Below are 18,453 nucleotides of genomic sequence, written 5' to 3' on the forward strand. Positions count from 1 at the left end.
CCCCGGTCGCCTCAGCCCTGCCGCGCCCGCCAGGCGAGCGCGAGCGAGACCGCGCCCGACACCGTCAGGTCGACGCCGAGGAGGATGCCGAGGATGGCGAGCGCGGAGGCCGGCAGCGTGAAGAGAATGATCGCCGCGAGGATCAGCGACAGCCCGCCCGAGGCCGCCATCCAGCCCCAGCCGACCGCCGGGCGCCAGCGCAGCGCCAGCGCGATCCGCGCAACGCCCATGCCGGCGAAGAGCGCACCCACGGCGATGGTCAGTGTCAACAGCCCGGCGAGCGGATTGGCCAGAAGCACGATGCCGAGAACGAGGAAGATGACCCCGAGAAGCCCGGAGAGCCAGCGCGTCCCGCGGTCGGCCCCCGCGGTGCCCGCCGCCGCGAACCAGAGCTGCACCGCGCCGCCGGCGACGAAGGCCGCGCCGGCGAGGATCTCGGCGGTGATCGAGGCGGCGAAGGGATTGGCGAGCGCCAAGAGCCCACCGATCAGCATGATCGCGCCGAAGGCGGCGAGCCAGCGCCAGTCCGTCTCCTGCATCTCGCGTGTGAAATCCGTCGTGGTCATCCCGGCTCCTTTCCGCGGGCGGTCCGGCCGCCCGCGCCTTTCGCAAATCCTGTCGCCCGATCAACGCCCGCCCCGCCCGGAGGTTTCGCCATGACCAAGATCTTCGAGATGCCGCTCTACCCCTACACGCGCACGGCCGATCAGGACGCCGCCGCGCCGGTCCGCCATACGGCGATGATCGTCGGCGCGGGCCCCGTGGGCCTCGCCGCGGCGATCGATCTGGCCGAGCAGGGCGTGCCGGTCGTCGTGCTCGACGACAACGACAGGGTGAGCTTCGGCTCGCGCGCGATCTGCTTCGCCAAGCGCCAGCTCGAGATCCTCGACCGGCTCGGCTGCGGGCAGCCGATGGTGGACAAGGGCGTGGTCTGGAACCTCGGCAAGGTCTTCTTCGGCGACCGCAGGGTCTATGACTTCAACCTGCTGCCCGAGGAGGGCCACCACCGCCCGGCCTTCATCAACCTGCAGCAGTATCACCTCGAGGATCGCCTCGTCGCCCGCGTCCGCGACCTGCAGCGTCAGGGCGCCGAGATCGAGCTGCGCGGCGGCAACAGGGTGCAGGCGGTGGACGACCTCGGCGACCGGGTGCGCCTCGGGATCGACACGCCCGAGGGGCCCTACACGGTCGAGACCGACTGGCTGATCGCCTGCGACGGCGCGGGCTCGCCCATCCGGTCGATGCTGGACCTCGATTTCGTCGGCCGCGTCTTCGAGGACAACTTCCTGATCGCGGACGTGGTGATGGAGGCGGAGTTCCCGACCGAGCGCTGGTTCTGGTTCGATCCGCCCTTCAACCCGGGGCAGTCGGCGCTCCTGCACAAGCAGCCGGACGGGGTCTGGCGGATCGACCTGCAACTCGGCTGGGACATCGACAAGGAGGAAGAGAAGACCCCCGAAAGGGTGATCCCCCGCCTGCGCCAGATGCTCGGCGACGAGGTCGCCTTCGAACTCGAGTGGGTCTCGATCTACACCTTCCAGTGTCGGCGCATGGAGCGCTTCCGCCACAACCGCGTGATCTTCGCCGGCGATTCCGCGCATCAGGTGAGCCCCTTCGGCGCGCGCGGCGCGAACAGCGGAATTCAGGACGCCGACAACCTCGCCTGGAAACTGGGGCTGGTGATCCAGGGCCGCGCGCCCGAGGGGCTTCTCGACAGCTACGACGCCGAGCGGATCGCGGCGGCGGACGAGAACATCCTGAACTCCACCCGCTCCACGGATTTCATCACGCCCAAGTCGGAGATCAGCCGCCTCTTCCGCGACGCGGTGCTCGACCTTTCGGAGCATTACGACTTCGCCCGCCCGCTGGTGAACTCCGGCCGGCTGTCGCTGCCCTCGGTCTACGACGGCTCGCCGCTCAACGCCGATGACGCGCTCGAGGGCGGGCCGGCGCGCACGCGCCCCGGCGCCCCCTGCCCCGACGCGCCGGCGGGCGAGGGGTATCTCCTCGACCGGCTCGGCGGCGCCTTCACGATCCTGACGCTGGACGCCGAGGCCCCGGAGCGGGTGAGCGAGGCGGGCATCGACGCGGCGCGCGTCGCGCTCTCGGCCGGCGACGACCCGACCGGCGCGCTCGCCGAGCGGTATCTGGGCGCGGCCCGCTCGGCCATCTACCTGATCCGCCCGGACCAGCACGTCGCCGGCCGCTGGCCCGCCTACGACGAGGCGCGGATCCGCGCCGCGATCCGCCGCGCCACGGGACAGGAGTGACCGCCATGACCGACCTGACGCTCGCGCCCAACATCGCCGGGCCGGACGATTTCTACGCCGAGCTTCTCGCCGCGCACGAGGGGCTGACCAAGGCCGAAAGCGACGCGCTCAACGCGCGGCTGATCCTGATCCTCGCCAATCACGTCGGCGACCGGGAGGCCCTGCGCCGGGCGCTCGCCGCCGCGCGGCATCCGGGCACCGACGAGGCGTGAGCGCGCGGTGACGGAGACGGTGCTCTACGACTACGCGCGCAGCTCAGCGAGCTACCGGCTGCGGATCGCGCTGAACCTCGCCGGGATCGACTACCGGCAGGTGCCCGTCGATCTCACGGCGCAGGACCAGAAGAGCGCGGCGCACCTCGCGCGGAACCCGCAAGGGCTCGTCCCCGTGCTCGAGATCGACGGGCATCGCTTCACGCAATCGCTCGCCATCCTCGCCTATCTCGACCGCACGCGGGACCTCGGCCTCCTGCCCGGAGACCCGGCCGAGCGCTGCTTCGTCGAGGCGGCGGCGCAGGCCATCGCGGTGGACATCCACCCGGTCTGCAACCTTTCGGTCGCCGCCCACGCCGTGCGGATCACCGGGGACGAGGCGACGCGGCAGAGCTGGATGCAGCGCTTCATCCCCCCCGGTCTCGCGGCCTTCGAGGCGCTCCTCGGCCGCTGGACGCAGGCGCCCTACTGCACCGGGCGGCGCGTGACGCTGCCGGATATCTGCCTCATGCCGCAGCTCTACAACGCCGACCGCTGGGCGGCGGACTACGCCGACTGCCCGCGCATCCGGCGCGTGAAGGCGGCGCTCGAGGCGCATCCCGCCTTCGCCGCCGCGCATCCCGACCGGCAGGCGCGCTGACGGAGATTTTTCGTACGAAAAATCTCCCGCCGCCCGGCCGCGCGTCATGGCGATTTTTCGTACGAAAAATCGCCCCGCCCGGCGCGCGCGGCCCGGGACGGCGCCCTTGCGGCAGGCGGACGGATGCGGCAGGGCCGGGCCGGGGGCCGGCTCTCTTGGAACGCGCGCGGCGCGGGGCCATATAGCGGGTCAGGCAGACGGAATTCGAGGTGACAGCGATGATCGAACTGGGCGGAGAGAAACAAGCGGCGCCGGCCGGCGACCTGATCAAGGAGACGTCCGAGGCCAGCTTCATGCAGGACGTGGTCGACGCCTCGCAGGAGGTGCCGGTCATCGTCGATTTCTGGGCGCCCTGGTGCGGCCCCTGCAAGCAGCTCGGCCCGGCGCTCGAATCCGCCGTCACCGCCGCGCGCGGCGCGGTGAAGATGGTCAAGGTCAACGTCGACGAGAACCAGATGGTCGCGCAGCAGCTGCGCATCCAGTCGATCCCGACCGTCTACGCTTTCTGGAAGGGGCAGCCCATCGACGGCTTCCAGGGCGCGCTCCCCGCCTCGCAGCTCAAGGAGTTCATCGACCGCGTGGTGCAGGCCGCCGGCGGCGAGACCGGCGAGGACGGCGGCCTCGACGAGGCGGTGGAGGCGGCCGAGGCGATGCTCGCCGAGGGCGCGGCCGCGGACGCGGCGCAGACCTTCGCCGCCATCCTCGGCGAGGACGAGCACAACGCCGGCGCCTACGGCGGGCTCGTGCGCGCCCACGTCGCGCTCGGCGATCTCGATCAGGCCGAGGCGATCCTGAACGGCGCGCCCGCGGAAATCTCCAAGTCGCACGAACTGGAAGCGGCGGCGGCGCAGATCGCGCTCGCCCGGCAAGCGCAGGAGGTCGGCCCGGAGGCCGATCTGCGCGCCAAGGTGGAGGCCGACCCGAACGACCATCAGGCGCGCTACGATCTCGCGCAGGCGCTCTACGCCAAGGGGCAGACGGAGGCCGCGGTCGACGAGCTTCTGGAGCTCTTCCGGCGCGACCGCGAATGGAACGACGGCGCCGCCAAGCAGCAGCTCTTCACGATCTTCGACGCGCTCAAGCCGAACGACCCGATCGTGCTGAACGGGCGGCGGAAACTCAGCTCCATGATATTTGCCTGACGGGCGGGCCGGGCTAGCTCACCGCCATGTTCAAGACCGCCGATCTGCCGGAGACACTCCCCGTCTTTCCGCTCACCGGGGCGCTGCTCCTGCCCCGGGCGCGGCTGCCGCTGCACATCTTCGAACCGCGCTATCTGGCCATGCTCGAGGATTGCATGAAGACCAGCGCGCGGCTGATCGGCATGGTGCAGCCGAACCCGCGCCCGGGCAGCACGTCGCCCGACCTGCAGCGCATCGGCTGCGCCGGGCGGCTGACGCAGTTCTCCGAGACGGAGGACGGGCGCTACATGATCACGCTCACCGGGATCTCGCGCTTCCGCGTCCTCGAGGAGGTCGACGGCTTCACGCCCTACCGGCGCGCCAATGTCTCCTGGTCCGGCTTCGAGCAGGATCTGGCGCAGACCGACACCGACCCCGGCTTCGACCGGGAGCGGTTTCTCGGCCTGCTCGGGCGCTACTTCGAGACGCGCAACCTGTCGACCGACTGGGACTCGCTCAAGCAGGCGGAGGACGAGCTGCTCGTCAATTCGCTCTCGATGCTTCTGGACTTCGAGCCGGAGGACAAGCAGGCCCTGCTCGAGGCGCCGAGCCTCTCGACCCGCCGCGAGACACTGGTCACCCTGATCGAGTTCGCGCTGCGCGGCGGCGACGAGCGCGGCACCGGGGGCGCGGTGCAGTGACCGACCGCCCGGAGGAGACGCCGCACGGCTTCGACCGCCGGATGCTCGAGGCGCTCGTCTGCCCCGAGACGCAGACGACCCTCTCCTACGACGCCGCCCGGCAGGAGCTGATCTCGCGTCCCGCCGGGCTCGCCTATCCGATCCGGGACGGCATCCCGGTGATGCTGCGCGACGAGGCGCGGCGCCTCGACGACTGAGCGCGCTGTCCGCTCCGCCTTGAAGGGTGGCGGAGGGATTGCCTCACGCCGACAGTGACGCTCAGCCCCGCATCGACGCTCAGCCCCGCATCAGCTCCGGCAGCGCGCCGGTCAGCCCCGCCGCCTCGCGGATGAAGCCGCGCCGCAGCCGCGGCAGATGCGCCACCGCCCCGAGGCCGAGGTCGCGGCCGAGCCGCACCACCGGATTGTCGTTCGAGAAGAGGCGGTTGACCCCGTCCGTCGCCGCGGCGAGGGCCGCGGTGTCGAACCGCCGCCAGCGCGCGTAGCGGTCCAGCACGTCGGCCGCGCCGAGATCCTCGCCGCGCGTCGCGGCCGTGCCGATCACCTCGGCGAGCGCGGCGACGTCGCGCAGCCCGGCGTTCAGCCCCTGCCCCGCGATGGGATGCACCCGGTGCGCCGCATCGCCGACGAGCGCGAGGCGGTCGTCGGTGAAGCTCTGCGCGAGGCTGAGTTCGAGCGGGTAGGTGTAACGCGTCCCCGCGAGCGTAATCTCGCCCAGGAAATCGCCGAAGCGCGGGCGCAGCGCGGCGAGATACCCCGCGTCGTCGAGCGCGTCGATCGCCGTGGCGCGCGCGTCGCGCTCCGTCCAGACGATGGAGCAGCGATCGCCCGGCAGGGGCAGGATGGCGAGCGGCCCCTCGGGCATGAAGAACTGATGCGCGACGCCGTGGTGCGGTTTCTCGTGGGCGAGCGCGCAGACGAGCGCCGTCTGCCCGTAGCGCCAGCCGGTGCGCCGGATGCCGGCGCGCCGGGCCGTCGGGCTGCGCACCCCGTCGCAGGCGGCGAGCAGCCGGCCCGAGACCCGCGCGCCCGAGCTCAGCGTCACGGTGACGGAGGCCGGCCCCGCCACGTGATCGGTCACCGCCTCGCCGGCGCGGTGGTCGATGCGCGGCTCGGCCGCGACCGCCTCGAGGAGCGCGCGGCGCAGGTGACGATCCTCGACCATGTGGCCCATCGGGCCTTCCTCGATCTCGGCGTGGTGAAACTCCAGCCAGAGGGGCGATGGCCCGCCGTTCGCGCGCCCGTCGCTGATCCGGATCTCCAGCATCGGCTGGCCGTGGTCCGCGATCGTCTCGCCGAGGCCCAGCGCGCGCAGCATCCGCACCGAGGCGAGCGCGAGCGCGTAGGAGCGGCCGTCGAACCCATCCGCCGCGCGGGCGGCGACGGGGGCGGGATCGATCAGCGTGACGTGGCGCCCGGCGCGGGCCAGCGCGAGGGCGAGGGCCGTGCCGGTCAGGCCGCCGCCGGCGATCAGGATGTCGGTGTCGGTGCTCATGCGCGGAAATATGCGCGGGCGGGCGGGATTGTCCATGCGCCGCGGTGCCGCTACCGTCCTCGCCGTCGAGAGGGAGGGCGAGATGACGGATCTTCTGAGCCGCGGCGCGGCGGAGCTCGGGCGGGGGATCGCGGCCGGCGAGGTCGATCCCCTCGCCCTCGCGGAGACCTGCCTCGACGCGGCCTCGGCGCATCCGCTGCGCGACCGGATCTATGCCCGCCTCACGCCCGAGCGCGCCCGCGCCGAGGCGGAGGCCGCCGCCGGGCGCGCGAAGCGCGGACAGCGGCGCGGCCCGCTCGACGGCGTGCCGGTCAGCTGGAAGGATCTCTTCGACACCGCCGGCACGGCGACGGAGGCGGGCAGCGCGCTCCTGAAGGGGCGCGTGCCGGCGCGCGACGCCGCCGTGCTGCAGAGCGCCACCGCGCTCGGCCTCGTCTGCCTCGGCAAGACGCATCTCTCCGAGCTCGCCTTCTCCGGGCTCGGCTACAACCCGGTCACCGCGACGCCGCCCTGCGTGAACGACGCGGGCGCCGTTTCGGGCGGGTCGTCGTCGGGCGCGGCGGCGAGCGTGGCCTTCGGCCTCGCCCCCGCGGCGATCGGCTCGGACACCGGCGGCTCGGTGCGGGTGCCGGCGGCGTGGAACGATCTCGTCGGGCTCAAGACGACCGCCGGGCGGCTCTCGCTCGAGGGGGTCGTGCCGCTCGCCGCGCGCTTCGACACGGTGGGGCCGCTCGCCCGGCGGGTGGAGGACGCGGCGCTCCTGCTCGCCGCGCTCGAGGGGACGCGCGCGCCCGACCTGCGCGGCGCGCGGCTCGACGGGGCGCGCCTCGCCGAGATCCGCACCATCGCCTTCGACGACCTGCGCGACGCGCCCGAGGAGGGCTACACCCGCGCGCGGGCCCGGCTCGAGGCCGCGGGCGCCGAGGTGGTGCCCATCGAGGTGCCCGCGCTCGAGGGGCCGATGGGCGACTCGGCGCTGCTCTACACCTCCGAAGCCTACGCCGCATGGCGCGAGGTGATCGAGGCGAACCCCGACGCGATGTTCCCCGAGATCCTCGCGCGGTTCCGAGGGGGCGCCGAGACGCGCGCGGCCGATTACCTCGCCGCCTGGGAGCGGATGATGGCCGCGCGCCGCGCCTGGGCCGACGCGACGGCCGGCTTCGACGCGGTGATCTGCCCGACGGTCGCCATCGCGCCGCCGCAGCTCGACCGGCTCGAGACCGAGAGCGCGTATTACCGGACCGAGAACCTGCTGACGCTGCGCAACACGCGGATCGGCAACCTGATGAAGCTGCCGGGGCTCACCCTGCCGACGGGCGTGCCCTCGGCGGGCATCCAGTTTCTCGGCCGGCCGATGGGCGAGGCGGCGCTCCTGCGGCTCAGCGCGGCGGCGGAGGCGGCGCTCGCCTGACGCCCGGGCGCTATGGCGCGCCCGCCACAAGCCTGTGGCGCTTCGGTCTTTTTCTGGACGCCGCGCCGCCGCGCCGGTATCCTGCTGGCCAAAGGGGCGCGACGACCCCGATCTTGAGGCAGTGCAGGCATGTATCCCGAGCGGTTCGGCTCCCTCCCGGCCTATGCGTTCCCGCGTCTGCGGGCGCTTCTCGACGACCACCCGCCCGGCGGCGAAGTGGTTCAGATGGCGATCGGGGAGCCCCAGCACCCCTTCCCCGACTGGCTGGGCGAGGTCATCGCCGCCGAGGCCGCGGGCTTCGGCCGCTACCCCCCGAACGAGGGGACGCCCGCGCTCCGGCAAGCGGCGGCGGGCTATCTGGAGCGGCGCTACGGCGTGACGCTGGACCCGGACGCGCAGATCATGGCGCTCAACGGCACGCGCGAGGGGCTCTACAATGCAGCGATGGCGCTCCTGCCGTCCGAGAAGGCCGGACAGCGCGCCGCGGTGCTGATGCCCAACCCCTTCTACCAGGTCTACATGGTCGCCGCGCGCTCCATCGGGGCGGAGGCGGTCTTCGTCCCCGCCACGCGCGAGACGGGCTTCCTGCCCGATCTCGCGGCCCTGCCCGAGGAATTGCTCGCGCGGACGGCGGCGGTCTACATCTGCTCGCCCGCCAACCCGCAGGGCGCGGTGGCCGACGCGGTCTACTGGGACCGGCTGCTGGACCTCGCCGAGGCGCATGATTTCAAGATCCTCGCCGACGAGTGCTACGCCGAGATCTACCGCGAGACGCCGCCCACCGGCGCACTGGAGATCGCCGCGGCGAAGGGGGCCGACCCGGAGCGCGTGGTCGTCTTTCATTCGCTCTCCAAGCGGTCGAACGTGCCGGGCCTGCGCTCGGGCGTCGTCGCCGGCGGGCCGGAAAGCCTCGCCCGGATCAAGCAGCTGCGCGCCTACTCGGGCGCGCCCCTGCCCTTGCCGATCCAGCACGCCTCGGCCCGGCTCTGGGAGGACGACGACCACGTGGAGGAAAACCGCCGCCTCTACCGCCGCAAGTTCGCGCTCGCCGACGAGGTGCTCGGCGATCTGCCGGGCTACACGGCGCCCGAGGCGGGCTTTTTCCTCTGGCTCGAGACGGGCGACGGCGAAAAGGCGGCGCTCCGGCTCTGGCGCGAGGCGGGGGTGCGGGCGCTGCCCGGCGCCTATCTCGCGCAGGACGCGGAGGGCGGCAATCCGGGCGCGGCCTACCTGCGCGCGGCGCTCGTCGCGCCGGAGGCCGAGGTATTGCGCGGGCTCGAGGCGATCCGCCGCGTGCTCGAAGACTGACACAGGCGAGAGGGGAGACCATGGCGTATCAGGCGCGCGGGCGCGACCCGCTCCTCGACAGCGAAACGGCGGACGCGCTGGAAAAGCGCGGCAAGGAGCTCGTCGGGCTCGCGCTGATCGCCCTCGGGGCGGCGATGGCGGCGCTTCTGGCGTCCTACCACCCGGACGACCCGAGCTGGATGGCCGCCACCGACGGCGAGGTGCGCAACTGGCTCGGCCGCACGGGCGCCACGATCGCCGCGCCGCTGGTGCTGGTCGTCGGGATGGGCGCCTGGGGCATCGCCGTGGTCGCCGCGGGCTGGGGCCTGCGCCTCTGCCTGCACCGGGGCGGCGAGCGGGCGCTCGGCCGTCTCGTCTTCGCGCCGATCTGGATCGCCGCGCTCTCGGTCTACGCCGCGACGCTGGTGCCCGGCGCGGGCTGGACGCATGCCTTCGGCCTCGGCGGGTTCTTCGGGGACACCGCGCTCGCCGCGATGCTGACGGCGGTGCCCGTCGGCCCCGGCCTCGGCCTGCGGCTCGTCTCGGCCGGGATGGCGGCGGCGCTCGTGGCGATGGGGGCCTTCGTCCTGGGCTTTTCGTGGCGCGAACTGCGCGGCATCGGGCGGTTCCTCGTGCTCGGCATCGTCGTCGTCTACGCCGCGCTGCTCTCGGCGCTCGCGCGCGCTGGGCGGTCGACGGGGGCCGGTCTGCTCGGGCTGCGCGCGGCGCTCGCCGACCGGGCGGAGGCCCGGGCCGAGGCGCAGGCCGCGCGGGAGACGCGCGAGGACGCCGCGCCCCGCGCCGGCGGCGGGCTGCTGGCGCGCATGCCCGCGATCGGCCGCCGGGCCGAGCCGATGCCGGAGCCCGAGCTCATCGAGGAGACGCCGCCCGAGGACGACGCCGAGGCGCCCGGAGAGGACCACATCCGCGCGCGCATCGCCGACGCCGTGCGCAGCCGCGCCCGGCGCGAGGGCGCGCCCGCTATCGTGCGCGAGGCGCCGCTCACCCGCGGGCGGGGCCGGCGCCCCGATCCGCTCGTCCTCGACTCCGCGGCCCCGCGGCAGGACCCCCCCTTGAGCGGTCCCGCGCGCCCGGTCGAGCCGCCGCTCACCGCGCCGGAGCCCAAGGCGGAGGGCGCGGCCCCCGAAGCGGCGGAGGTCGAAACGCCGCAGTTCGAGGCGCCGGAGGTCGAGGCGCCGCGCGCCGAAGGCGCGCCCGTCGTGCACGCCCGCATCCCGGCCGCCGAGCCGCCGCGCCCGGTGGTGGAACCGCAGGCGCGCAAGGCGCCCGCCCCCTCGCGCCGCGCCAGGGAAGAGGCGCAGCCGGCGCTGCGCTTCGCCGAGGCGGAGGAGGACACGGCCTTCGAGCTTCCGCCGCTCGCGCTCCTGCGCAACCCGGATTCGATCGAACGCCACTACCTGAGCGAGGACGCGCTCGCCGAGAACGCCCGCATGCTCGAGAACGTGCTCGAGGACTACGGCGTGAAGGGCGACATCGTCAGCGTCCGCCCCGGCCCGGTGGTGACCATGTACGAACTCGAGCCCGCGCCGGGGCTGAAGGCGAGCCGGGTCATCAACCTCGCCGACGACATCGCGCGCTCGATGTCGGCGCTCTCGGCGCGCGTCTCGACGGTGCCGGGGCGCTCGGTCATCGGGATCGAGCTGCCCAACGACCGGCGCGAGATGGTGCTCCTGCGCGAACTGCTGGCGAGCCGCGACTTCGGCGACGGCACGCAGAAGCTGCCGCTCGCGCTCGGCAAGACGATCGGGGGCGAATCGATCGTCGCCAACCTCGCCAAGATGCCGCACCTGCTGATCGCGGGGACGACCGGCTCGGGCAAGTCGGTGGCGATCAACACCTTCATCCTGTCGCTGCTCTACAAGCTCACGCCGGACGAATGCCGGCTGATCATGATCGACCCGAAGATGCTGGAGCTCAGCGTCTACGACGGGATTCCGCATCTCCTCTCGCCCGTGGTGACGGACCCCAAGAAGGCGGTCGTGGCGCTCAAGTGGGTCGTCGCCGAGATGGAGGAGCGCTACCGCAAGATGTCGAAGATGGGCGTGCGCAACATCGACGGCTACAACAGCCGCGTCGCCGACGCGCAGGCCAAGGGCGAGATGTTCCGCCGCACGGTGCAGACCGGCTTCGACGACGAGACCGGCGAGCCCGTCTTCGAGACCGAGGAATTCGCCCCCGAGAAGATGCCCTACATCGTCGTCATCGTGGACGAGATGGCCGACCTGATGATGGTCGCGGGCAAGGAGATCGAAGCCTGCATCCAGCGCCTCGCGCAGATGGCGCGCGCCTCCGGCATCCACCTGATCATGGCGACGCAGCGCCCCTCGGTGGACGTCATCACCGGCACGATCAAGGCGAACTTCCCGACGCGCATCAGCTTTCAGGTCACCTCGAAGATCGACTCGCGGACGATCCTCGGCGAGATGGGCGCCGAGCAGCTTCTGGGCATGGGCGACATGCTCTACATGGCCGGCGGCGGGCGCGTCACGCGAGCGCACGGGCCCTTCGTCTCGGACGAGGAGGTCGAGGAGGTCGTCAACCACCTCAAGGCCTTCGGCCCGCCCGACTACGTCTCGGGCGTGGTCGAGGGACCGGAGGAGGAGAAATCCGGCGACATCGACGCGGTGCTCGGCCTCGGCGGCAACACCGACGGCGAGGACGCGCTCTACGATCAGGCGGTGGCCATCGTGGCGAAGGACCGCAAGTGCTCGACCTCCTACATCCAGCGCAAGCTCGGCATCGGCTACAACAAGGCCGCGCGCCTCGTGGAGCAGATGGAGGACCAGGGCGTCGTGACCCCGGCCAACCACGTCGGCAAGCGCGAGATCCTGCTGCCCGAACCGCAGTGACCCCCGCGCCGTCGCGGCAAAGTGACCGGCCGGGTGGTGCATGCCGCCGCCCGCGCCCCTATCTTGGCGCCATGAGCATCAAGCGGACACTGACGGCGGGGGCGGTCGCCCTCCTCGCGGCGGGGCCGGCGGCGGCCGAGAAGCTGTCGCTCGGCGCGATCTCCGGGTATCTGAACGGGCTCGGCACCGTGCAGGCCGATTTCACGCAGATCGCCGCCGACGGGAGCGAGCAGACCGGCACGCTCTACATCGCGCGGCCGGGGCGCATGCGCTTCGAATACGACCCCCCGCAGGAGACGCTCGTCCTCGCCGCCGCCGGCGCGGTGGCGATCTTCGACGACAAGGGCGACGCGCGGCCCGAGACCTATCCGCTCGACCGCACGCCGCTGAACCTGATCCTCGCCGAGACGGTGGATCTCACCCGCGCCCGCATGGTGACCGGACACCGCGAGACCGAGGGCGGCGCGACCGTCGTCACCGCGCAGGACCCGGAGCGCCCGGACACCGGGCGCCTGCGCCTCGTCTTCACCGGCCCGCCGGTCGCCCTGCGCCAGTGGCAGGTGATCGACGCGCAGGGGGGCGTGACGACCGTCATGCTGCACGACATGCAGATGCGCGCGGACCTGCCCGACCGGCTCTTCAACATCCAGCTCAACACGCCCGAGGGCGGGCGGCGCTGATCCTACCGGCAGGTCGCCAGCTGCGCCTGGTAGCGCCGGGCCCGCCGGTCGACGCGATCGGCCACGCGCAGGAGCCACGACTTCGCGTTGTAGCTGCCGCGCGCGAAGCCGCCGTGCCCCTCGTGATAGGCGAGGTACTGGTTGCGCGCGTCCGAGAGCGGGATGCCGTTACGCTCCCGCGAGAGGGTCATGTACCAGCCCATGAAGTCCGCAGCGTCGCGGATGTCGTCGCGCCGCGCGCGCCGCTTGCCGGTGGCGCGCTTGTAATCCTCCCAGGTGCCGTCGAGCGCCTGGCTGTAGCCGTAGGCGGAGCTCTGCCGCCCCATGGGCACCACGCCCAGCGCGTAGCGGAAGGGGGTGCGCGCGTCGCCGATGAAGCGGCTTTCCTGGTGCATGGTGGCCATCTGCACATGCACCGGCACGCCCCACTCGCGCTCGGCGGCGCGGAAGGCGCGGTAGTAGTGCGGGCGCTCCCGCGTCAGCGCGCAGGCGTCATCGAGGTTGCGGGGCGCGGAATAGCTGCCGCCGCACGATCCGACGACGAGCGCCGCGAGGAGCGCGATCAGGAGTCTGCTCATCTGCCTCGTGTCCTTTCGAAGACCGATCGTGCCGTCGGTTTCGTTCAGTATAGCCGATCGCGGCGCGCGGGGGAATCCGCGTTTCGCCGCGCCCGGCGGCGGCGACTGTCGGATCGCCCGTCACAGACTGTTTCGTGTGCGCCGCGGCCGCGCTCATGGACAAACCGCCGCCCGCGGCGCTAGAAGACCCCAAGGATGAAGGACATGCGCATGACACGTGCAAAATACGGGCTCGGCCAGGTGGTGCGCCACAAGCGGCACCCCTTCCGGGGCGTCGTCTTCGACGTCGACCCCGAGTTCAACAACACCGAGGAATGGTATCAGGCCATCCCCGAGGACAGCCGCCCGGCCAAGGAACAGCCCTTCTATCACCTGCTCGCCGAGAACGATCAGAGCTTCTACATCGCCTACGTCTCGGAGCAGAACCTCGTGGCCGACTACTCCGGGGAGCCGGTCGATCACCCCGACATCCCCGAGTTCTTCGGCCCCTTCGAGGACGGGCACTACCCGCTCGACGTGCAGCTGAACTGAGCCCGAGGCGGTGCGCCGCGAGCGCGGCGGCCCGCCCCGGCCCGACGCCGCGGATGCGGCGCGCCCCTCCGCTCAGTAGCCGAGCGCGCAGCCGTCCTTGCGCGGGTCGGAGGCGCCCTCGAGCACGCCGTCGTCCCGGATGCGGATTGCCTGCCCGCCGCCGAGGGGCTGGTCCGGCGTCACGACCCGGTGCCCCAGATCAGCGAGCGCGCGGCGCGTCGCCTCGGGATACCCCCGTTCGAGTTGCAGCGCGCCGGCGTCGGCGAAGGCCCGCGGCGCGTCGAGCGCAGCCTGCGGGTCCATCCCGTAGTCCGCGATGTTCGACAGGACGCGCGCGTGCCCGGTCGGCTGATAGCCGCCGCCCATGACGCCGAAGGGCATCGTCACGCGCCCGCCCTCGCGCAGCATCGCCGGGATGATCGTGTGCATCGGCCGCCGCCCGCCGCCGTATTCGTTCGGGTGGCCCTCCGTGAGCGTGAACCCCGCGCCACGGTTGTGCAGCAGGATGCCGAAGCGCTCCGAGGCGAGGCCGGAGCCGAAGCCGTGGAAGATCGAGCAGATCAGCGAGACGGCCATGCGGTCGCGGTCCACCACCGTGATATAGACCGTGTCGCGGTGGATCGCCTCGGTCAGCGGCGCCACGTCGGGCAGCACCGCGTCGGGCCGGATCAGCCCGGCGAGGCGCCGCGCGGTCCCGGGATCGGTGAGCCGCGCCGCCTCCGCCCGCTCGGGATCGGCGACGAATCGGTTGCGCGCGTCCTCGGCCAGCTTCCACGCCTCCGCCTCGATATGCGCGCGCTCGGGGCCGAAGGGATCGAGCGCAGCGAGGTCGAACTCCTCGAGGATCTGCGCGAGCAGGATCGCCGCCGCACCCTGCCCGTTCGGCGGATGCTCGACGAGTTCGCGGCCCCGGTAGTGCCCCGAAATCGGCTGCGCGGGCGTCGGCGCGGCGGCGGCGAAATCCTCCGCCGTGTGCAGCCCGCCGCGCGCCGCGAGGGTGGCGAGGATGTCCTCGGCGACCTCCCCCTCGTAGAAGGCGCGGGCGCCGTCGCGGGCGATGCGGCGCAGCACCTCGGCCTGTCCCGGCGCGCGGAACAGCGTCCCCGGCGCGGGCGCCGCGCCGCCCACGAGAAAGTGATCCCGCGCCGCACCCGAGAGCCGCGCGGCTGCGGTCGTCCAGTCGAAGGCCACGCGCGGGGCGACCGGCACGCCGGCCTCCGCCGCCTCGATCGCCGGGGCGAGCAGCGCGCCGAGGCCGAGCCGCCCCTCGGTCGTGGCGAGATGGTCGAAGGCGGCGACGGCGCCCGGCACGGTCACGGCCTCCGCCCCATCCACCGGCACGGCGTCGAGCCCGCGCGCGCGCAACGCGTCCGCGGTGGCGGCCGCGGGCGCGCGGCCGGAGCCGTTGAGCGCGCGCACCTCGTCCTCGCCCGCGCGGGTCCAGAGCGCGAAGGCGTCGCCGCCGAGCCCGGTCATGTGCGGCTCGCAGATCCCGAGGAGCACGGCGCCCGCGATGGCCGCGTCCATCGCGTTCCCGCCGCGGCGCAGGATGTCCACCGCCGCCAGCGCCGCGCGCGGATGCGAGGTGGCGCACATGCCCTCGCTCGCGAAGACGGGCGAGCGCCCGGGGGTCTGGAAATCGCGCATCTGCTCCTCCACTCGGCCTGATCGAGTGCTAGGCGCGCGCGCCGGCGGACGCAATGCTCGGGATGACGTTGGGAGAACCTCGGTGCCGCGCACAAGGTGGGGGCTATTGACGGCGCGGCACCGAGGGAAGCCTGTGCAGCTACGCGGCCCTGCATGACCGGGCAATCTGGCACACTCGGGGACTCAATCGGGCGTTTTCGCGGCATCGGGCGGCTCTGCGACGCCGCCGCCCGGACAGGCGAAGCGCAGCGCGAGCTCGTTGCGCCCTGCCGCCCGGCGGTAGTGCAGCTCCGCCGTCAGCGCCTGCACGAGGCCCCAGCCGAAGCCGCCCTCCGGCAGGTCGACGCACGGCACGTCGAGCGCCGGCAGCGCGGCGCAGGGCGGCGCGCCGTTCGGCATCGGGCGGCCGTCGTCGCTGACGCGGACGAGCAGGCCGCAGGCCCCGGCGCGCACCTCGATCCGGATGGCGCCGCGCCGATCCGAGGGCCCGGCGTGCTCGACGATGTTGTTGAGCACTTCGGCGACGGCGATCTCGACCGAATCGAGCCCCTCGGCGCAGGCGCCACCGGTCTGCGCGGCGAGCGCGGCACGCAGATCGGCGAGCGCCGGCCGGACCTCCGAGAGGCGGCCGCGGCAGGAGAGCGCGACGAGCGGCTCGGCCTTGGTGCGCGGCATGGCCCCGACCCTCCGACGACGCGGGCCGGCCGGTCAGCCCGCCGGCGCGGCGAGCGCGGCCTCGACGCTCGGGTGGATGGTGAAGATCCGGTCGATCCGGGTCAGGCGGAACACCTTGTCCACCGCCGGCGTGACCGCGGCGAGCTCGAGCGTGCGGTCCTCCATCTGCTTCATCGCCGCGACGATGGCGCCGAGCCCGCTCGAATCGATGAACTCCACCGCCCCGAGGTCGAGCACCACGCGGGGCGGCGCATCGCCGCTCTCGGCGCGCATGAGATCCTTGAACCGGATCGCCACCGCGGCGTCGATCCGCGGCTCCCGCACGGCGACGATCCGCGTCGCGCCGTCGTCGCGGCTGTCGAGCTGCATGGGGCGGTCCTCCCTCCCGGTGTCGAAGTCGGCGCGAGACTGGACCGGAAACCTTACCATCCGGTATCCCGTCCCCGGAGAGAGGAGGGATCACGATGGCAGAGGTCGTAATCGCGGGCGCGGCCCGCACGCCGATGGGCGGGCTGCAGGGCGCGCTCTCGGGCGCGCCGGCGGCGGAACTGGGCGGCGTCGCGCTCGACGCCGCGCTGGAGGCGGCGGGGCGCCCGACGGTCGACGAGGTGGTGATGGGCTGCGTCCTGCCCGCCGGTCAGGGTCAGGCGCCGGCGCGGCAGGCGGGCTTCGCCGCCGGCCTCGGCGAGGAGGTGCCGGCGACCACGCTCAACAAGATGTGCGGCTCGGGCATGAAGGCGGCGATGGTCGCCCACGATCAGATCGCGCTCGGCCATGCGCAGGTCGTCGCCGCGGGCGGCATGGAGAGCATGAGCCGCGCGCCCTATCTCCTGCCGTCGATGCGCGGGGGCGCGCGGATCGGGCACCAGCAGGCGGTCGATCACATGTTCCTCGACGGGCTGGAGGACGCCTACGACAAGGGCCGCCTCATGGGCACCTTCGCCGAGGACTGCGCCGAGCACTACCAGTTCACCCGCGACGCGCAGGACGCCTACGCCATCGGCTCGTTGGAGGGGGCGCTCGCCGCGCAGGAAAGCGGCGCCTTCGCCCGCGAGATCGCGCCCGTCACGCTCCGGTCGCGCAAGGGCGCGACGGTGGTCGAGGCCGACGAGCAGCCCGCGCAGGCCCGCCCCGACAAGATCCCGGAACTCAGGCCCGCCTTCCGCGAGGGCGGCACGGTGACGGCGGCGAACGCCTCCTCGATCTCCGATGGGGCGGCGGCGCTGGTGCTGGCCGACCGCGGACACGCCGAGGCCGCCGGCATGACGCCGCGCGCGCGGGTCCTCGGTCACGCGAGCCACGCGCAGGCGCCGGGCTGGTTCACCACGGCGCCGGTGCCCGCCGCGCGCAAGCTGCTGGAGCGCCTCGGCTGGCGCGTGGGCGACGTGGACCTCTGGGAGGTCAACGAGGCCTTCGCGGTGGTGCCCATGGCCTTCATGCGCGAGATGGGCCTGCCGCGCGACATCGTGAACGTGAACGGCGGCGCCTGCGCGCTCGGCCACCCGATCGGCGCCTCGGGCGCGCGGATCATGGTGACGCTCTTGAACGCGCTCGAGGCGCGGGGCCTCAAGCGGGGCATCGCCGCGATCTGCATCGGCGGCGGCGAGGGCACCGCCATCGCGATCGAGCGGACGTGAGCGGGGCGATTTTTCGTACGAAAAATCGCAGCCGGGGCGCGGGCCGTCGGCGCTCGGGGGGCCGAAAATTCTTCGTACGAAGAATTTTCGGCCGGTTCAGCCCGGCTGGAGCTGCCCGGCCACCGCGCGGAAGGCCGGGCGCGCGCGCATCCGCTTGAGATAGGCGGCGAAGCGCGGCTCGTCCGCCGGGAAGCCCGCCGCCTTCGCCCAGCCGCCGCAATGCGCGAGCAGGAGGTCGGGCACCGTCGGCGCGCTCCCCGCGAGGTAATCGCCCGTCAGATCGTCCATCAGCCGCGCGAGCGCGCGGGCGTATTCCCACTTCAGGCTGTCCTTCACCGCCGGCACGCGCTGCGCCTCGGGCAGGACGAAGCTGTGCTTCGCGGCGGTCCAGAGCGGCGTTTCGATCTCGTCGAGGATGCGAAAGGTCATCGCGTCCTGGCGCGCGCGCTCCAGCGTGCCGGCGGGATGGGTCAGCTGCCCATGACGGTCGGCGAGATAGGTCAGGATCGCCGTCGAATCGGTAAGCGCGGCGTCCTGCGCCATCAGCACCGGCACCTTGCCAGAGGGATTCACGGCGCGCGCCGCCTCCGACCCCGGCGCGGCCGCTCGGTGCGTGTAGGGCGCGCCCAGCTCCTCCAGCATCCAGACCACGCGGAAGGCGCGGCTTTTCAGGTCGCCGATCACGGTGTACATGGCATG

The 18,453-nt window shown here is 73.0% G+C and carries 19 protein-coding genes; 12 read left to right on the plus strand and 7 right to left on the minus strand.

The genetic code is table 11. The features are described 5' to 3' along the window. Positions 1-11: 11 nt before the first annotated feature. Complete coding sequence (locus tag DRV84_RS12265; protein ID WP_115981120.1) at positions 12-566, minus strand: HdeD family acid-resistance protein; 555 nt, start codon at positions 564-566, stop codon at positions 12-14. Between the two features lie 90 nt (positions 567-656). Here DRV84_RS12265 and DRV84_RS12270 point away from each other — a divergent pair, with 90 nt between their 5' ends. The 6 genes from DRV84_RS12270 (at position 657) to DRV84_RS12295 (ending at position 5,141) form a co-directional block, all read left to right on the plus strand. After that, positions 657-2,270: an FAD-dependent oxidoreductase gene (locus tag DRV84_RS12270; protein WP_115981122.1), complete on the plus strand. Its 1,614-nt coding sequence runs from the start codon at positions 657-659 to the stop codon at positions 2,268-2,270. Between the two features lie 5 nt (positions 2,271-2,275). Continuing rightward, positions 2,276-2,482, plus strand: a complete 207-nt coding sequence (locus DRV84_RS12275) for a DUF2783 domain-containing protein (RefSeq protein ID WP_115981124.1) — start codon at positions 2,276-2,278, stop codon at positions 2,480-2,482. 7 nt (positions 2,483-2,489) lie between these two features. Continuing rightward, on the plus strand, positions 2,490-3,122 hold the full coding sequence (maiA, locus tag DRV84_RS12280) for a maleylacetoacetate isomerase (protein WP_115981126.1): 633 nt from the start codon (positions 2,490-2,492) through the stop codon (positions 3,120-3,122). Between the two features lie 218 nt (positions 3,123-3,340). Next, positions 3,341-4,264 (plus strand): thioredoxin, encoded by a 924-nt coding sequence (gene trxA / locus DRV84_RS12285; protein ID WP_115981128.1) that lies wholly within the window; start codon positions 3,341-3,343, stop codon positions 4,262-4,264. Between the two features lie 26 nt (positions 4,265-4,290). Beyond that, on the plus strand, positions 4,291-4,944 hold the full coding sequence (locus tag DRV84_RS12290; protein ID WP_115981130.1) for an LON peptidase substrate-binding domain-containing protein: 654 nt from the start codon (positions 4,291-4,293) through the stop codon (positions 4,942-4,944). 41 nt (positions 4,945-4,985) lie between these two features. Then, entirely contained in the window at positions 4,986-5,141 is a 156-nt protein-coding gene (locus DRV84_RS12295) for a Trm112 family protein (RefSeq protein WP_115981171.1), read from the plus strand. Positions 5,142-5,220: 79 nt separating this feature from the next. Here DRV84_RS12295 and DRV84_RS12300 read toward each other — a convergent pair whose 3' ends face one another. Next, positions 5,221-6,438, minus strand: a complete 1,218-nt coding sequence (locus DRV84_RS12300; RefSeq protein ID WP_115981173.1) for an FAD-dependent monooxygenase — start codon at positions 6,436-6,438, stop codon at positions 5,221-5,223. Between the two features lie 82 nt (positions 6,439-6,520). Between DRV84_RS12300 and DRV84_RS12305 the strand changes: the two genes are divergently transcribed. The 4 genes from DRV84_RS12305 (at position 6,521) to DRV84_RS12320 (ending at position 12,686) form a co-directional block, all read left to right on the plus strand. Beyond that, entirely contained in the window at positions 6,521-7,849 is a 1,329-nt protein-coding gene (locus DRV84_RS12305; protein ID WP_115981132.1) for an amidase, read from the plus strand. A gap of 129 nt (positions 7,850-7,978) precedes the next feature. Continuing rightward, a complete protein-coding gene (locus tag DRV84_RS12310; protein ID WP_115981135.1) occupies positions 7,979-9,157 on the plus strand; it encodes an aminotransferase class I/II-fold pyridoxal phosphate-dependent enzyme in 1,179 nt (392 codons plus the stop codon). 20 nt (positions 9,158-9,177) lie between these two features. Further along, positions 9,178-12,006, plus strand: a complete 2,829-nt coding sequence (locus DRV84_RS12315) for a DNA translocase FtsK (RefSeq protein ID WP_115981137.1) — start codon at positions 9,178-9,180, stop codon at positions 12,004-12,006. A gap of 71 nt (positions 12,007-12,077) precedes the next feature. Beyond that, positions 12,078-12,686, plus strand: coding sequence for a LolA family protein (locus DRV84_RS12320; protein ID WP_115981139.1), 609 nt, complete (start codon positions 12,078-12,080; stop codon positions 12,684-12,686). 2 nt (positions 12,687-12,688) lie between these two features. On the opposite strand, the gene DRV84_RS12325 is transcribed toward DRV84_RS12320, so the two are convergent. Further along, complete coding sequence (locus DRV84_RS12325; protein WP_115981141.1) at positions 12,689-13,264, minus strand: transglycosylase SLT domain-containing protein; 576 nt, start codon at positions 13,262-13,264, stop codon at positions 12,689-12,691. Positions 13,265-13,468: 204 nt separating this feature from the next. On the opposite strand from DRV84_RS12325, the gene hspQ reads away from it, so the two are divergent. Continuing rightward, entirely contained in the window at positions 13,469-13,795 is a 327-nt protein-coding gene (gene hspQ, locus DRV84_RS12330; protein ID WP_115981175.1) for a heat shock protein HspQ, read from the plus strand. A 72-nt stretch (positions 13,796-13,867) separates the two neighbouring features. Here the strand turns inward: hspQ and DRV84_RS12335 are convergent, their stop codons facing one another. The 3 genes from DRV84_RS12335 to DRV84_RS12345 all read right to left on the minus strand — a co-directional run bounded on the left by DRV84_RS12335 (position 13,868) and on the right by DRV84_RS12345 (position 16,486). Then, entirely contained in the window at positions 13,868-15,442 is a 1,575-nt protein-coding gene (locus DRV84_RS12335) for a gamma-glutamyltransferase family protein (RefSeq protein ID WP_115981143.1), read from the minus strand. 183 nt (positions 15,443-15,625) lie between these two features. Continuing rightward, a complete protein-coding gene (locus DRV84_RS12340; protein ID WP_115981145.1) occupies positions 15,626-16,117 on the minus strand; it encodes an ATP-binding protein in 492 nt (163 codons plus the stop codon). 33 nt (positions 16,118-16,150) lie between these two features. Then, positions 16,151-16,486 (minus strand): STAS domain-containing protein, encoded by a 336-nt coding sequence (locus DRV84_RS12345; protein ID WP_115981147.1) that lies wholly within the window; start codon positions 16,484-16,486, stop codon positions 16,151-16,153. Positions 16,487-16,581: 95 nt separating this feature from the next. Between DRV84_RS12345 and DRV84_RS12350 the strand changes: the two genes are divergently transcribed. Then, on the plus strand, positions 16,582-17,754 hold the full coding sequence (locus DRV84_RS12350) for a thiolase family protein (protein ID WP_115981149.1): 1,173 nt from the start codon (positions 16,582-16,584) through the stop codon (positions 17,752-17,754). 96 nt (positions 17,755-17,850) lie between these two features. Here DRV84_RS12350 and DRV84_RS12355 read toward each other — a convergent pair whose 3' ends face one another. Continuing rightward, positions 17,851-18,447, minus strand: a complete 597-nt coding sequence (locus DRV84_RS12355; RefSeq protein ID WP_115981151.1) for a glutathione S-transferase family protein — start codon at positions 18,445-18,447, stop codon at positions 17,851-17,853. Between the last annotated feature and the right edge of the window lie 6 nt (positions 18,448-18,453).

The organism is Rhodosalinus sediminis (genome assembly GCF_003385555.1).
Taxonomy (GTDB): Bacteria; Pseudomonadota; Alphaproteobacteria; order Rhodobacterales; family Rhodobacteraceae; genus Rhodosalinus; species Rhodosalinus sediminis.